This is a genomic window from Cognataquiflexum aquatile (genome assembly GCF_003316845.1).
GTDB classification, from domain to species: Bacteria; Bacteroidota; Bacteroidia; order Cytophagales; family Cyclobacteriaceae; genus Cognataquiflexum; species Cognataquiflexum aquatile.
Window position 1 is genome coordinate 101,863 of record NZ_QMIK01000008.1, and the last position, 13,951, is coordinate 115,813.

The 13,951-nt window shown below is 42.9% G+C and carries 11 protein-coding genes; 5 read left to right on the forward strand and 6 right to left on the reverse strand.

Annotation, left to right across the window (positions count from 1 at the left end):
- Position 1: 1 nt before the first annotated feature.
- Together DQW11_RS19980 and DQW11_RS19985 are read right to left on the reverse strand one after the other, a co-directional pair.
- On the reverse strand, positions 2 to 2,017 hold the full coding sequence (locus tag DQW11_RS19980; protein ID WP_113925888.1) for a cation:proton antiporter: 2,016 nt from the start codon (positions 2,015 to 2,017) through the stop codon (positions 2 to 4).
- A 159-nt stretch (positions 2,018 to 2,176) separates the two neighbouring features.
- A complete protein-coding gene (locus DQW11_RS19985; RefSeq protein ID WP_113925889.1) occupies positions 2,177 to 2,656 on the reverse strand; it encodes an Mpo1 family 2-hydroxy fatty acid dioxygenase in 480 nt (159 codons plus the stop codon).
- A gap of 89 nt (positions 2,657 to 2,745) precedes the next feature.
- Here DQW11_RS19985 and DQW11_RS19990 point away from each other — a divergent pair, with 89 nt between their 5' ends.
- Genes DQW11_RS19990 through DQW11_RS20000 form a run of 3 tightly spaced genes read left to right on the forward strand, consistent with a single transcriptional unit; the run spans position 2,746 to position 6,010 of the window.
- Positions 2,746 to 3,873, forward strand: a complete 1,128-nt coding sequence (locus tag DQW11_RS19990; RefSeq protein ID WP_113925890.1) for an NAD(P)/FAD-dependent oxidoreductase — start codon at positions 2,746 to 2,748, stop codon at positions 3,871 to 3,873.
- A 50-nt stretch (positions 3,874 to 3,923) separates the two neighbouring features.
- Positions 3,924 to 5,405, forward strand: coding sequence for a Na+/H+ antiporter NhaC (gene nhaC, locus DQW11_RS19995; RefSeq protein WP_113925891.1), 1,482 nt, complete (start codon positions 3,924 to 3,926; stop codon positions 5,403 to 5,405).
- Positions 5,402 to 6,010, forward strand: coding sequence for a 3'-5' exonuclease (locus DQW11_RS20000; protein ID WP_113925892.1), 609 nt, complete (start codon positions 5,402 to 5,404; stop codon positions 6,008 to 6,010). The genes nhaC and DQW11_RS20000 overlap by 4 nt, the downstream gene beginning before the upstream one ends.
- Here the strand turns inward: DQW11_RS20000 and DQW11_RS20005 are convergent.
- A complete protein-coding gene (locus DQW11_RS20005) occupies positions 5,994 to 6,599 on the reverse strand; it encodes an IMPACT family protein (protein WP_113925893.1) in 606 nt (201 codons plus the stop codon). The two genes, DQW11_RS20000 and DQW11_RS20005, sit on opposite strands and share 17 nt — an antisense overlap.
- A gap of 137 nt (positions 6,600 to 6,736) precedes the next feature.
- Here DQW11_RS20005 and DQW11_RS20010 point away from each other — a divergent pair, with 137 nt between their 5' ends.
- On the forward strand, positions 6,737 to 7,177 hold the full coding sequence (locus tag DQW11_RS20010) for a sugar 3,4-ketoisomerase (RefSeq protein ID WP_157966160.1): 441 nt from the start codon (positions 6,737 to 6,739) through the stop codon (positions 7,175 to 7,177).
- A gap of 94 nt (positions 7,178 to 7,271) precedes the next feature.
- Positions 7,272 to 8,237 (forward strand): glycosyltransferase, encoded by a 966-nt coding sequence (locus DQW11_RS20015; RefSeq protein ID WP_113925895.1) that lies wholly within the window; start codon positions 7,272 to 7,274, stop codon positions 8,235 to 8,237.
- Here the strand turns inward: DQW11_RS20015 and DQW11_RS20020 are convergent.
- From DQW11_RS20020 to porU, 3 genes are all read right to left on the reverse strand, one after another.
- Positions 8,224 to 9,393, reverse strand: coding sequence for a M16 family metallopeptidase (locus DQW11_RS20020; protein WP_317047902.1), 1,170 nt, complete (start codon positions 9,391 to 9,393; stop codon positions 8,224 to 8,226). The genes DQW11_RS20015 and DQW11_RS20020 overlap by 14 nt on opposite strands.
- A gap of 92 nt (positions 9,394 to 9,485) precedes the next feature.
- Positions 9,486 to 10,703 carry a type IX secretion system outer membrane channel protein PorV gene (porV, locus tag DQW11_RS20025; protein ID WP_113925897.1) on the reverse strand — a complete coding sequence of 406 codons (1,218 nt, stop codon included), beginning with the start codon at positions 10,701 to 10,703 and terminating at the stop codon, positions 9,486 to 9,488.
- Positions 10,700 to 13,933 (reverse strand): type IX secretion system sortase PorU, encoded by a 3,234-nt coding sequence (gene porU, locus DQW11_RS20030; protein WP_232826809.1) that lies wholly within the window; start codon positions 13,931 to 13,933, stop codon positions 10,700 to 10,702. Before porU ends, porV begins: the two co-directional genes overlap by 4 nt.
- Positions 13,934 to 13,951: the final 18 nt, after the last annotated feature.

A 13,951-nucleotide genomic window follows, 5' to 3' on the forward strand; every position in this document is an offset into this window, starting at 1 on the left:
CTCAATCAATTTCAACTTCTTTTTCGAAGGCAAGCAAAGCTTCAGAATTCCCTACCACATAAACCAAGTCGCCGAGTTTGAGTTTCATCGTACCGCTGATGTTGGACATGGTGGTATCCCCGCGCTTGACTGCAACAATGTTTATGCCCAACAATTCCCTGATTTTGGCTTCTTTGAGAGGTTTGTTGATGAATGGTCCTGAATCTTTCTCAACTTTAAATCCCACTAGGTTGATCTCCGGAAGGGCTATCTTCAGTCGTCCTTTAGCAGCATCTGAGGGTTTTCTGAACATCTCATAATTGAAAGAGCGGACTTCTTCTGTAAAACTTTCAATGTCATGCCTTGACACAAGGTATTTGCCCAATACCCTGGTGAATATTTCGATAGAGGTTTCGAATTCCTCGGGGATCACTTCATCGGCGCCGAGTTTGTGGTTTTCCTCCATTTCATTGACATACCTGGTCCTGACGATGATGTAGGGATGGGTGGTCATATACCGGATGTTGGATATTATCCTTTTGGTCGCAGCCGCACTTGATATGGCGATGACGGCGACCCTGGCCTTGTGGATATTGACATGTTCAAGCACGGATTCATTGGAGGCATCCCCAAAGAAGATCGGTTCGCCATTGGCGGCTTCCTTTCGCACCGTGACGGGATTCATTTCGATGATTACATAAGGGATATTGGCTGACTTTGCTGCTTTGGCAAGGTTGTGGCCGTTGAGTCCAAAACCGATGATAACAAGGTGGTCTTTGAGGCCGGTTTCCATAGGCAGGTTTTTGGGCACATCCTCATTCCCGAATTTTTCATTGAGCTTGCTTGGCAGGGACAAGGCAAGTATAGATTTGGAAAGGGATTCCCTTTTCTTCAGAAAAAATGGAGTGATCGCCATTGTCAAAATGGAAATGGCAAGGAAAAACTGGTAAGTGGTCGGGTCCATCAGTTCATACTTCATTCCTTCTTTCGCCAAAAGCAAAGAAAATTCACCGATCTGAAAGATCGAAAAACCCACAATAAAAGCTTCTTTAAAGCCCTGTCCGATGGACCTCACAGAAATAGCCACAATGATGAATTTGACCAAAAAGGTCAAAGCTGTCAATCCCAAAATGAGCAGGATATTGGAAAACAGGAATCCAATGTCGAAGAGCATTCCCACGGATACAAAGAAAAAGCTCAAAAACACTTCTCTAAACGGGAGGATTTTGCCGGTAGCATGGTGGCTGTAGTCGGATTCGCTGATGATCAGTCCGGCCAAAAACGCACCCAAACCCAGGGAAAGTCCCAATAAAGAAGTCAGGTAAGCCACAGCAAAACAGATGACAATAATGCTGAGAAGGAAGAGTTCTTCGTTTCTTGTTTTGGCTATGCGAAAGAGGAGGGAAGGAATCAGGTATTTGGCGCTCAGGAATGTCAGGATGATTACCGCAATCCCTTTTCCGGCCAACAGAAGCAATGAAAGGGCAATATTGTCCGTCTCACCCGCTAGCATCGGAATGAAAAGCATCAATGGAACGATCACTACATCTTGGAAAATCAGGATCGCCAAAGTGGTACGTCCCGAAATAGTATTGACTTGCCCGCCTTCCTGAAGGAGTTTGAGGACGATGGCAGTGGAACTCAGTGAAATGAGAAACCCGAGAAAAACGGACACATTCCAATCAAATCCAAAAAAGTGAGTGATCAAAGTCGTGACCAAAATCGTAATAAACACCTGGAGTGACCCACCGATAAATACCGCTTTTTTGATGGAAAGGAGACTTTTTAGAGAAAACTCCATGCCGATTACAAACAAAAGCAGGATAACGCCGATTTCGGAAAGTGCCTCAACTGTCGTGGAGGCGGTGACCAAAGACAGGCCATAAGGTCCTGCTATTGCTCCTGTAAATAAAAATCCGATGATAGTTGGGATTTTGAACCTCATAAAGAGCAAAATCACCAAAGTGGCCAAACCAAAAATCCACACTATATCAGAAAGCATGGGTAGTTCAACTTCTGCAAAAATAAAATGAAGCATGTTTTTAAGCTTTGAAGGATTTTACTGTTTCACAAAATACAACTTAAAACCATAGAAAATTCCTGAAAGAAATTTTATTAGGCCGAAACAAAATGATAAAAAGTAGGGAATTGGTTTGGAATGACTATTTCACCATCCTGAGAATGAGTGCTTCACCCATCAATAGGCAAGTCCAAGTTTTTTGTAAATGAAGTGCATCAGCCATGCCGGACCAATCATCAGAAACTGTACATCCTTGAAGAAAGAAGGTTTTTTTCCTTCGATTTTATGTCCATAAAACTGGAATATCCAAGCCACAATAAAAATGGCGATACTGACTGCCCACAGGGGAACAGGAGAAACCAAATCGATCAGATTGGCGACGGCGAGGCACAATGCCGAGAAAAAAAACATGCCCAAAGCCAATGGAGGAGACAAAGAAACATAATAAAACAAGACAATAACCAGCGCCAGCGTAGCCCAATTGGCAAAATCACCCAAAAAAGGCATCAGCGCCTCAAGGGATCCGGAAGGAATACTGTAAATCAATCCCACAATGCTGAAAAAAATAGCCGGAACACATATCCAATGGATCGTTTTATTGGTTTCATTCTGGTGGCTTTGGCCATATTCCAATAGCAGGTCATCAATTTTTCTCATGGTATTTGGGTGGGGAGTGGTACTCGGTTTTGGATAATCTGCATTAAATTAATAAATAGCCTTTAAATATCTTCTTTGATTCTAAAATAATGTTGAGCTATTGGGAAAAGAAACATTTTGTCAACTATGATTTGATCGTCATCGGTGGAGGAATTGTCGGATTGTCGACCTCCATTCAGTTCAAAATCAAGTTTCCTGAATCCAAAGTACTTGTTTTGGAAAGGGGAATTTTCCCAAGTGGGGCAAGCTCCAGAAATGCAGGTTTTGCCTGTTTTGGCAGTTTGACCGAAATCCTCGATGACCTCAACTGCATGTCGGAATCGGAAGTCCTACAATTGGTCGAAAAAAGGTATCGAGGACTATTATCCATCAGGGAATTTTTTGGAGATGAGCGACTCGGTTATTTGCCCACGGGCGGATTGGAACTTCTGACCGAAAAGGAAATGTATGCCTTGCAATCCCTTGATAAAATCAACCAATTGCTTGATCCGGTTTTCAATGAAGCGGTTTTTGAACAAATGGAGGATATCACACCATTCGGATTTTCAGGCAAAGTGCAGGCAGTAATCAGGAATAAATTTGAGGGAGAATTGGACTCCGGAAAATTTCTGTTGTCCCTTTGGGAAAAATGTCAGGAGCTGAATATTAAAATACTGACCGGGTCAAAGGTTTCGAAAATTGACGTGGAAAGGAAAACGGTTTTTGTCCAAAACCCAACCGAACAAGAAGATATAGACTTCCATGCCGACAAAATAGCCGTTTGTACCAATGCATTTACAAACCTTTTGTTACCCGGATTGGACATTCAGCCGGGTAGGGGACTGGTGATGGTCACCAAACCGATTCTCAAGGAAATTCCCCTTTCGGGAACATTCCATTTTGACAAAGGGTATGTCTATTTCAGAAAAGTGGAGGATAGAATCCTATTGGGAGGTGGAAGGAATATTGACTTTGAGGGAGAAAACACCCTTTCCATGGAAGTCAATCCCAAAATCAAAGAATACTTACTGGATATCCTTCATGGAATCATTCTTCCTGATACCGATATTGAAATAGATCTATGGTGGACGGGAATCATGGCCTTTGGTAAAAACAAAAAACCAATTGTGGAAATGGTGGGAAAAAATGTTGGAGTCGCTGTCAGGTTGGGCGGAATGGGGGTCGCGATTGGCTGGCAAACAGCTGAAGAGTTGGTAAACATGCTGGCAGAGGTGTAATTTTCCAAAAAATTCTTAATTTCAGTTTTTTATAATTTTATAAAACATTAATGATAACAAAACACAAAAAGCCCTCTGTCCTAGAAGCCCTGTTTCCTATTGCTTTCTTAATTGTTTTGTTGGTCATCAATATCTGGATTTTTGGGACGGATGCCCTTTCAGGTTCAAACCAAATGGTACTCATTTTTTCTGCTACCATTGCTGCTTTGATGGCCGTTTACCGCTTGAAATACAGATGGGAAACTTTGCAGGATGGGATTGTCAAGAGCATCTCTTCTGCCATGTCGAGCATATTGATCTTGTTATTGATCGGAGCTTTGGCCGGAACATGGATGATAAGCGGAATTGTCCCGGCGATGATTTATTACGGATTACAGGTCCTGAATCCGACCATATTTTTACTGGCCGCATGCATCGTCTGTTCGGTTGTTTCGATGGCAACCGGAAGTAGCTGGACGACAGTGGCCACAGTCGGGGTGGCATTGTTGGGAATCGGCAAAGCGCTTGGTTTTGAAGAAGGGATTATCGGTGGGGCTATTATCTCAGGAGCATATTTTGGGGATAAAATGTCACCGCTTTCCGATACGACTAACCTTGCTCCGGCAATGGCAGGCACGGATTTGTTTACCCACATCAGGCACATGACCAAGACGACTGCTCCCACCATGACACTTACCCTGATTATATTTGGAGTTATCGGGATTTTTTCCGGTGCACAAGGCTCAGTTGATCAGGTGAAGGACATTTCAGCAGTTATTTTGGGACAATTCAATATTTCGGGATGGCTTTTCATTGTACCGATAGTAGTCATTGTCATGATTGTGAAGAAAGTTTCTGCGGTTCCCGCCTTGTTGGCCGGAGCCATTCTTGGGGGATTGTTTGCCATCATTTTCCAACCTCAGATTATTGAAATGATTGCGGGAAGTTCGGAATTTGGATATGCTTACCAATCATTCAAAGCTGTCATGATTGCTTTATATGGTAGTGTAAGTGTGGTCACGACCAATGAGGTTGTTAATGAGTTATTGATCACCCGGGGAATGTCGGGGATGTTGAACACCATTTGGCTGATCGTATGTGCCATGGCTTTTGGCGGAATTATGGAAGAAAGCGGCATGCTCAAAGTATTGGCCGAAGCCGTCATCAGGAAAGTTCACTCCGTAGGTTCCTTGATTGCCTCTACAGCAGCGACTTGTGTGTTTTTCAATGTCACCACCTCGGACCAATACCTGGCGATTTTGGTGCCCGGAAGGATGTACGCCAACGTCTATAGAAAGCGCGGACTAAAACCTGAAAATCTTAGTAGAACTTTAGAGGACAGTGCGACTGTTACATCTGTATTGATCCCTTGGAATACATGCGGGGCCACCCAAGCTTCGGTGCTCGGAGTTGCGACATTGGCTTATGCCCCGTATTGTTTTTTCAACATCATCAGCCCGATTATGACCGTGCTATTCGGTTACCTGAAATTGGGAATAAACTATTATAGTGAAGAAGAAATGAAGGAGATAAGAAAGGAGTTGGTAGCATGATACCGATGAAAATCTCAAAAATTGAAATCAACGATTTACCTCTTGGACAGTTTGAGGGTGATATCGTATTGGTGGACAAAAAGGAACAAATAAATGAAGTAATCGATGAAATCAGCCGACACGAATTGGTGGGATTTGATACAGAAACGAGGCCTTCATTTACCAAAGGGACCCAACATCAGGTGGCCTTGCTTCAATTGGCTACCGAAGATGTCGCGTTTTTGATCAGGTTGAATCAAATCGGGATGCCCGGAATCCTCAAAGAATTGCTTGAGGCAAAACATATCGTCAAAGTTGGTGCCGCCGTCCATGATGACCTGAAGGCATTGAAAAAAATCAGGGAGGGTTTCTTGCCCGAAAATTTCTTTGACCTCAATGAAGAATTGAAAAAAGTCGGTTTCCAAAATGTAGGAGTCAGGAACCTCGCCGCCATGGTTTTGAATGTGAGGATATCCAAATCAGAACAGGTGTCAAATTGGGAAGCGCAGACCCTTACCGAAAAGCAGTTGCTCTACGCAGCGACTGACGCTTGGATATGCCGGGAGATTTACAAAAAATTACATTACCAGGGTTACTTGGAGCCATTTCTCAATCCCCAACCATAATCACTCCCTCCAAATTCTTTGCTTTTGCAATCACCATTTCCCAGATTCCATCGGGTACAGATAAGGTGATTTCACAGATATTGTCAAATTTCTGAGCGGCAATTACCAGATCATATTCTTTTACCAATTTCATGACCTGATTCATTTCCTGATAACCAAAGTGAAGGGTCAGCTCCTTTTGGTCCTCCGTTTCGATGACTTTATTGTTTAAAATCGCCTCTGCGGCGGCGGTTTTGTAGGCATTGATCAAACCTCCCACCCCAAGCTTTGTTCCCCCAAAATACCGCACCACCACGATCAGGACATTGGTTAGGGAATGGGACCGGATCTGTCCGAGAATCGGGTCGCCTGCGGAATGGTTTGGTTCGCCGTCGTCATTGGTACGAAAAACATCTTTGTTTTTACCCAACATGTAAGCATAACAATGGTGCCTGGCATCGAAATACTTTTTGCGAAGCCCTTCCAAAATCCCCTTTATTTCCTGTTCGGTTTTGACCGGATAGGCAAAAGCCAAAAATTTGCTGCCTTTTTCTTTGAAAAGACCTTCTGATACAGTTGCTAAGGTGAGGTATGATGTGCTACTATTCAAAATAGATCAGGGAAGTGGATATGAGAATGACAGGTTCAATGACTTCTTTTAAAGCTCAGGCTGAAATAAAACCTTTCCGACAAATTAACCTACAAATAAAAATCTATTCAAGTTTAAGTGGTATTTTAGCATACCATATGAAGGATTTGTCAAAACCGGAATTGATATTCTTAAAGCCAAATAAGAATGAAAATGGACAGCTTCATTTCATGGAAGAGCCCACAAGCATCCCATTTGCAGTGAAGAGATTGTTTTGGCTTGACCGCATAACCGAGGATGTAACAAGAGGAATACATGCGCACCGTGAGGAATTGCAGGTGCTAGTCTGTTTGTCGGGTCGTGTCACCGCTTTGCTTGAAAATCTCGCCGGAGAAAAGTTTTCTTTTGAATTGGACTCTCCCTCCAAAGCGCTCTTTGTGCCTTCGATGGTTTGGACGGAATTTACATTTGGCAAAGGTGCGGTTTTGTTGGGGATTTCTGACAGGCAGTTTTCCGAAGAGGATTACATCCGGCAAAGAGAGGAATTTGATTCCTTTCAAAAAAATTTCGCTTTAAATTCCCAAACTATTGCCAATTAGAAAAAGTATCTTTTACTGAAAACCTGCTTTTTTGCAATCCTTTGAAGATTCTGAGTAAATAATGTATCGGAAATATTCCAAATACTAATTAGCCATGGAATCCAAACCTTTAGTCACTGTAATCCTGACTGCTTTCAATCAAAGCCCATTCATCGTGGAGACTTTGAACAGCCTCCTAAGCCAGGGTTATCCCAATCTTGAGGTTTTTATCATTGACAATGGAAGTAAGGACAAAACCAAGCAGTTGATCCTCGATTGGCTAGAGACCCATAAACCTTCATTCAAAGTTTCAACTTTTTTTAGGGACGAAACCATGCCTTATTGTCAATCTTTCAACGAGATTTTTTTGAAAAGCAAAGGCAAGTATCTCATCGACCTGTCAGGTGATGATGTCATTTTGCCGGGCCATATTTCCTCCTCTGTACAGAAACTTCAACAGTCAATTGGTGCTGCTTGCTGTTTTTCAGACGTGTTGATGGAATTTCCAAACGGTAAAAAAAGAACCTTCTATAAGAGGACAGCAGATGGCCACCTCAACCAGAAAGTTAAAATCGGGGATATTTACAGCAGCATAGTAGAAAGAAACCCGGTTTCGTCGGTGTCATTGGTTTTTGATTCATCCATCTTCACCAAAGTGGGGGGATATGATGAAAGCCTTTCCTATGAGGATTTTGACATCATGGTCAGATTGGCTAGGGATTATCAGTTTGTATATTCTAACCATATCGGGATCAAAAAAAGGATCCATTCCAAGTCTTTTTCCGCAGGTCAATATCTTCCAAAAAAATCCGAGATGTTGCCTTCAACTTTGAAAGTCTGCCAAAAGATCAAAAAGATGAACCGGAGGCCCAAAGAGGATAAAGCATTGCTCAGGCGGATCCTTTTCGAAACCAAGCATGCCCTTTTGTCGGCTAATTTTGAAACTGCCCGCGGTTTTATTTCATTGGCACGGGAACTAGGAGCCAAAGGATTGAAATTTTCCATGTACAATTCATGGGCAAATATGAAAATGGATATTTCGGGTCTCTACCTTCTTTTTAAAAAAATCAACCCACGATAACTTCTACCATTTTTTCCCGGTGAAGGTATTTGTTGGCCACTTCCATGACATCTTCGGGTTTTGCATGGAGGATGTAATCCAGGTTTTGTTGATAAAAGCCAAAATCCAATCCCGCTTGGTGGATGGATTTGAACCTTCCGATCAGTTCAAATCCGGAGCTGAATTGGGACAAAAGCTTGCCAATCATATAATTCCTCACGACTTCAAGTTCGTGGGCAGAAACAGGTTCGTTTTTTAACTTATCTATTTCCATATATACTTCATCGATCACCGCTTCATCGTGTTCTTTGATCACATCCGCCATCACTACCCAATAGTCCGCATTTTTCAATCCGCCGATACTGCTGTAGATGCCATAGGTGTGGCCTTTGTCTTCCCGGATGTTTTTGATCAGCCGGCTTCCAAAGTACCCACCCAAGATGGTATTCATCAGGTTCAATTTGAAATAATCGGGATGGTTTTTTGGGATCAGGTGACAACCGATTCTAATACTGCTTTGGACTGATTTTTCTTTTTCTTCAGCTACCCTTTGGTGTTTTTGATTTGGAAATCCTGTGGTTGGATTTTGAAAAAATGCCACGGGAATATTTCCGATCTCCCGGATGATATTTTCTAGCTGTGAATCATCCAGATTTCCGGTAAGGAATATTTCAGAATTTGTCCAAAGGTCTTTTTTATAAAATTCTATTAAGTCCTCCCGGTAAACCAAATCCACGTCTTTTTCTTCTGTAATCTGACCGAAGGGGTGGTTTTCACCGAACAGTGCTTTTCTGAATAATTGAGATGCCCTGTGGCTGTTTTTGTCCCTGTTGATATGGATACTCAGCGCCTTTTGTTTTTTTCGCTTGGTGAGTTCTTTATCGGGGAATATGGCCTCGGTGAGTAATTCCCTATAGACAGGCAAAACTTTGTCAAAGTGTTTCTTCGTAGTTAGAATGGAAAGTCCATGATTTTCAAATCCCGACTCTGTTTCCACTTCAGAGGCATAAGTATCAAAAAAATCATCCAAGGTTGCGGCATCTTTCGTCAGGGTGCCTTCCGTGACCATTTCCAGGGCAAAATAAGGAACCAATAATTTGCTGTTGGAGGTCTCGTTGATCGTCGAACTGATTTCGAGCTTGACAGCGTCGATTTCAGGGGTGGGTATAAAATACAAATGGACTCCGTTTGGAAGAGTCCTTTGTATTGGTGTGGGAAATTCTATTGATGAGGGTATTTTAAACTCAGGTGCTTTGGATCTGTCCAGCATTATTCTCTTCCTGCAATGGTATAAGTTAAAGACAATCTCAAAGTTTCGGCCAAAGGATGGTTTTGTACCTGAGGGACTAGATAAGAGAAATCAAAACCAAGTTTGTTGTAATCAATCCCAAAACCCATGGTAAAATATCTTCTGCCACCTTTGTTTGGGTTTTCGTAGAAATATCCTGTCCTCAATGCAAATACATTGTTATACTTATATTCCATACCGAAGGAAATCATCACTTCCTGCAATTCTTCGCTGAATCCATCAGGAGCATCAACGAATGACGTGAACATTCCATTGATCAAAGGTCTATTTGGGTCCCTACCTCTTTCAATGATGAAATCACCATTGTCGTCAGTCACCAAGACTCCATTTTCATCTCTTTTCAAAACCGGTGGAGAAGGCACCATCAGCTTGTTGAAATCCAAAGTGAAAGTCAATGAATTCATTTCATTGAGATTCATCAGGTAGGCAGTACCGATTCGGAAGTTGGTTGGGATAAAATCCAGATCATCGGCACTGTTATAAGTGATTTTTGGCCCGATGTTGTTGATGGAAACACCCCAAGAGAATTCTCCGGTTTTATTTCCCGAAAGAACTTCTGTCCTGTAGTACAATCCCACATCCGTTCCGATAGTGACTCCGGGTCTACTTTCAGCACCACCTGCAGAGGAGATATTTCCTGATAAGTTGGAATGGATAAACCTGGCGGATATACCCAAACCAAGTTTATCTGATAATTTTCTCGAATAAGTACCTCCGAATGCGATGTCTCTTGGCGTAAATTCTCCCAATTCATTTCCTCTGCCGTCTGTCAATTGGATATCACCCATATTGAAATACCTCAAGTCAAATCCCCATGCGGATTTGTCATCGATTTTGCGGTAGAAAGTCAGGTAACTCAATGACATGTCATTGACCAATCTTCCCAACCAAGGAGAATAAGAAAGTGAAACTCCCATATCGGTGTCGATAAAGGATAATTTTCCGGCGTTCCAATGTGCCGAAAATGCATCAGGACTTGTGGCCACACCTGCATCTCCCATGGCAGAATGTCTGCTGTCGGGTGCAAAATTCAAAAAAGGAACTGCTGTGGTGATTACCCGTCTGTTTGGGTCCTGTCCTGACACAATGGTTGAATTCTGTCCCAATACTGGTAATGTAAACAGGATTATCCCTGAAAAAATCGAGAGGGTGATAAGGGGTTTTATCTGTATTTTCATTGAATAATGATTTTTCCGCTCTTGGTTTCAGAAGAATTGTCTTTTTCTGAAATGAGCATTAGGGTGTAAATATAAGTTCCTTTTACGGGATATTTGGTTGTTGAACGGAAAAAATTCCATTCGATTCCATCCAGTAAAAAATCGGCTTCTACATAACGGCGCTTTAATGAAAATATTTCACTGCCGTAAATAGAATAAATTTTCAATTCAAGGTTGATAGTCTCATTTGACCTATTATGTGCGACTCTAAATTTACTGCTTTCCGTAGCCGGATTTGGGTAAGTCCCATACTCTAAGATCTTTAATTCCAAAGACCCCTTGATTTCGATTTCCTGGGTGACTTCAGAACGGTTTCCCACATTATCCCATGCAGATACAGTAACGGTGTTTTTACCTTCCCTGAGATCAGCCAACAATGTGTTGATTTCTCCCTGTTCAAAGCCGTTGTTTGCCGCCTTGAAATTTTGATTGAGAATGATCGGGTCTTGGTTGTTGATGACCAACTCAATATCCTGACCATTTACCTGAGAAGAAATGTTGATTCCGCTTTGGTCTTGTAACTGGATGGAAAGGGGAAGGTTCGAAAACGGGAATGATTGGCCTGCATCTGTTTTTTCCTGCCCATAAAACAAACCAATGCTTGGACCCTGATTGTCTGCAGAAGTGTAGTTTGCCGTGCCGCCAATCGGGATTTGGATGGCACCGATGGCTTCATCTCCGCCTTCATTCAAGCTTGAAAACAGCCTGATGTTACCGAATCCCACTTTGTTATCAATATTTCTGGGAACAAATACATTGGCTGTAAATGCCCCTTCTTTGACTTCACCTTTACCTCTGAACAGGACATTCACCTCCTCCAGAAAATCCGCGGGCGAACTCTCATCGCCAAGTGACTTGAGGGTTTGGGCTTTGTCTGTGATCTGGATGTCAAAGACGCCATTGCTTGTCGGCAACATGGCCCCTGTCAGCGGATCTATGATTTTTCCTTTGATCTGAACCTGCTGCATGGCCCTCAGCGTATCCGTTTCTGTTTCCAAAACAACATCCCAAATCCGGTCAGTTTGGGTGGTCAGCTCGGGCACGGCCAATTTTAAAGAAGGATCACCGAGAAGTGAAAAGTTCCTGTTGAAGGGTCCATTGAGGCTGTTGTTTTTTGTCAGCCTGAAAATTTCCCCCAAATCCCTTGTTTCACCGTTGTCTTTTTCAAATACCTCCTCAACAAAAGCGGTGTTGAGGGCAAAATTGACACTGCTGAAAACAGGCCTACCGGTAGTCAGCAGGCCGATTGCTCCTTTCTTTTCTGCAAAAAGAAATTCCTCTGCGCCGGATCGGATGAAAGGACTGTCATGTCGCCCAAACTCACAGGTTGCGGTCACAATCAAAGGAAGCAGTGGGTTTTCAGGCCAATCGTAAATGTCTGAAACAGTAAACACCCTTTCTGCAGTCAGGGTGGTTTCATTCCCATGGCCGATATAGTTGAGGATCAAAACGCCATCTTCTATAGTCGACTTTAAGGCTGACTTGGCTGCAGGAGAGCTTTGGGCATTTCCTGACCTGAGTTGCTCGTAGCGGTCAAGGTAGATTTTTTTGATCTGGTATTCGGGATGATTTTCTGACAGGTATTTGGAATGGACTTCCGCATCTCTCAGGTGGATATTGTTATCGGCATCATCTGTGAAGAAAGCAAGATTTCTTTTCCACTCACCACGGTTGTCATTTCCATTTTCGTAAGCAATAATCTTGTCAACCATTTCCCGTGCTTCGGGTACAGAAATGGCAGGAATCCTTCCTACCCCGATTTGTAATTGCTCGTCGCCGGCGTTGGTTTCTTCCCATTGCCCCTGACCCCAACCCAAGAACCCAAAGAAATCATCGGAACTGTAGGTGGTCAATGGATTTAGGCTGCTTCGTGAACTGTAGGTGGGTACCAAATTTGGCCTTCCTCCCTGTTTGGATTTGTAATCGTAAGTGCCTTTGCCAAAGAAAAGGACATTTTTCAATTTCCCCGATAGATGAAAATTGGATGCGATCATGTTTCGGATGGCTGTCACATCCGGATTTCCATAACCGAAGCTGTCATAGATATCTTCCAATACGACCACAGTGCTCTGTATTCCTCTTTGGTTTTTGTGGGAAGAAAGCCGCTGTGCCTGCGAAAGCAAGGACCTGTGGGTGACAATGAGTAATTGGGGTTCTGTGCTGTCCACTCTCAAACCGGTGTTTGCCAAGGAGAAATCAGTGACAGATTTAACTTGGCTTGGTTCAAAAACGGCCACTTTTTCTCCCTTGTCCAAAAAGACCTTTCCAACCACTTCAGATACGTCATAGGCATCGTTGATTTTCCATATGGTTTTGGAAGGTTGAAACTCAAATGTTTTTCCTTCCTCCAAATTAAAATATACACCTGTCCCAAGAGAGGAAAGGGAATAGGGTGTAGCCAAAACGGCATAATCCAAATATCCCGTCCCGTTGACATCACCGGTCTGAAAGATTACCCGAAAGTCGACAGCAGACGCGGTGGGCCGAGCAAGGGAAAGTTTTTCTGTTTTTACTCTGCCCTTGATCCCGTAGGTGGTATTTGGGATAGGCGGAATGACGCTCTGTCCGATGTTTTGACCGTTGGTGTTGATCCTGAAGGTACTTTCACTCAGCGATTGGGCCATCAAGCAGATCTGCAAAATGGGTGAACCTTCCGGTCCACTTGGAATATCAAATGAAAAGGTAGATGATTGTCCGACGAAAAGCGGGTTGGAATACCAATCTCTCCCGGAGTTCAGTATGTTGGCATCCTCCCATTTTTTAGCTTGGACATGGAATAGTCTTCCACCGCTTGTGGCGTTGCCGGATGGGATTTCATCCCCAAGGACTTGATTGCCTTTGATTTTTTTTCCTATCAGGTAATAAAGCGTATCAGAATAAATATGGTGCTGATAATTCAGATTTTCTTCAGTGGCAAGAATCTGGTGGGGGCCATTGACAAAGAAATAAATGTCATTTCCAATGGTTTTGGAAGGAATTTCCTGAAGCGTGAGTTGCAGGCTATCGAGTTTTTGTGGCAACATTCCCGGGAAGCCAAACACAGCCACATCTTCGCTATCCTCAAAGCCAAGGCTTTTTATTAGGGTGTTGGTAACTTTGTAGACTCCAGATTCTACAACAGGAAATTTATAATAGCTTGGGTTGGTTTGGCCAATGGATTCAAAGCAAAAAAGGAATAGTAAAACTACCATTCCTGCTTTATAAATAAA

Excerpts from the sequence above, each read along its gene's own strand:
- DQW11_RS19980 (WP_113925888.1), bottom strand. The coding sequence starts at position 2,017 with ATGCTTCATTTTATTTTTGCAGAAGTTGAACTACCCATGCTTTCTGAT.
- porV (WP_113925897.1), bottom strand. The coding sequence starts at position 10,703 with ATGAAAATACAGATAAAACCCCTTATCACCCTCTCGATTTTTTCAGGG.
- porU (WP_232826809.1), bottom strand. The coding sequence starts at position 13,933 with ATGGTAGTTTTACTATTCCTTTTTTGCTTTGAATCCATTGGCCAAACC.
- DQW11_RS20015 (WP_113925895.1), top strand. The coding sequence starts at position 7,272 with ATGGAATCCAAACCTTTAGTCACTGTAATCCTGACTGCTTTCAATCAA.
- DQW11_RS19990 (WP_113925890.1), top strand. The coding sequence starts at position 2,746 with ATGTTGAGCTATTGGGAAAAGAAACATTTTGTCAACTATGATTTGATC.
- DQW11_RS19985 (WP_113925889.1), bottom strand. The coding sequence starts at position 2,656 with ATGAGAAAAATTGATGACCTGCTATTGGAATATGGCCAAAGCCACCAG.
- DQW11_RS20010 (WP_157966160.1), top strand. The coding sequence starts at position 6,737 with ATGAAGGATTTGTCAAAACCGGAATTGATATTCTTAAAGCCAAATAAG.
- DQW11_RS20000 (WP_113925892.1), top strand. The coding sequence starts at position 5,402 with ATGATACCGATGAAAATCTCAAAAATTGAAATCAACGATTTACCTCTT.
- nhaC (WP_113925891.1), top strand. The coding sequence starts at position 3,924 with ATGATAACAAAACACAAAAAGCCCTCTGTCCTAGAAGCCCTGTTTCCT.